This is a genomic window from Acinetobacter sp. YH12142 (assembly GCF_013418435.1).
Classification (GTDB): Bacteria; Pseudomonadota; Gammaproteobacteria; order Pseudomonadales; family Moraxellaceae; genus Acinetobacter; species Acinetobacter amyesii.
Window position 1 is genome coordinate 1 of the sequence record NZ_VPCB01000050.1, and the last position, 1,181, is coordinate 1,181.

Sequence of the window (1,181 nt, forward strand, 5' to 3'; positions counted from 1 at the left end):
TCTCTGTACACGACAAAAATAGATAACTCATTGAAATAATGTCACAATAATTGTTTTCTAACGACGAATACTATGACACATCTCAATGAGTTATATCTTATCTTAAACAAATCTCTAAAATGGAACAAGTCACATTTAAAGTGCTTTGCGCTCATCATGCTTGTGATTATTTTAAAGCAAACATGTAATCTTTCTTCTGCATCTAAAGCCTTGCCCATCAAGTGTTTACCACAATCATTTTATCGACGTATGCAGCGCTTCTTTGCAGGTCAGTATTTTGATTATCGTCAAATTTCTCAGTTGATTTTCAATATGTTTTCATTCGACCAAGTGCAACTGACTTTAGATAGAACCAATTGGAAATGGGGAAAACGAAATATTAATATCCTGATGCTCGCAATCGTTTATCGTGGAATAGCGATACCTATCCTTTGGACATTGCTTAATAAACGTGGAAATTCAGATACGAAAGAGCGTATTGCTTTGATTCAACGCTTTATAGCCATTTTTGGTAAAGACCGTATTGTGAATGTGTTCGCAGACAGAGAGTTTATCGGTGAGCAGTGGTTTACATGGTTAATTGAACAAGACATCAACTTCTGCATTCGTGTTAAAAAAACTTCATTGTCACCAATCATTTAGGAAAGAATCATAAAATTAGTGATTTATTTCGCCATCTTAAAGTTGGTCAAATTGAATGTCGTAAACGACGGATTTTGGTTGGTCGGGTGAAACTATATATAAGTGCACTACAGTTAGAAAATGGAGAGCTTTTACTCGTCGTTTCTCCTCAGTTTAATGCCAATGCTATTCAGGATTATGCATTACGCTGGGAAATTGAAACCTTATTCAGTTGTCTCAAAGGACGCGGGTTTAATCTTGAAAATACGCGCTTGACAGACCCTAGACGAGTGAAAAAATTGATTGCGGTGTTAGCTATAAGCTTCTGTTGGTGTTACTTAACGGGTGAATGGCAACATAATCAAAAAAAAGCGATAAAAATAAAGAAGCATGGACGACTCTCAATGAGTTTATTTCGCTATGGTTTAGACTATGTTCAAATGGCGATTCAGCGTTTAATTGGTTTTGGGAAAAAAGAAGAGTTTAAGGAAATTTTGGCAATTTTAAGAAAGCAGAATCCTGATAGGATAAGGGTTCTGTGAAATTTGTCGTGTACAGAG

The 1,181-nt window shown here is 35.7% G+C and carries 1 protein-coding gene; it reads left to right on the top strand.

Annotated elements, in window-relative coordinates; translation table 11 throughout:
• Positions 1-72: 72 nt before the first annotated feature.
• A protein-coding gene (locus tag FTU77_RS15870; protein ID WP_085940648.1) for an IS4-like element ISAba1 family transposase occupies positions 73-1,163 on the top strand; the annotation gives its coding sequence in 2 pieces (ribosomal slippage) (positions 73-613 and positions 613-1,163; 1,092 coding nt in all).
• Positions 1,164-1,181 lie beyond the last annotated feature (18 nt).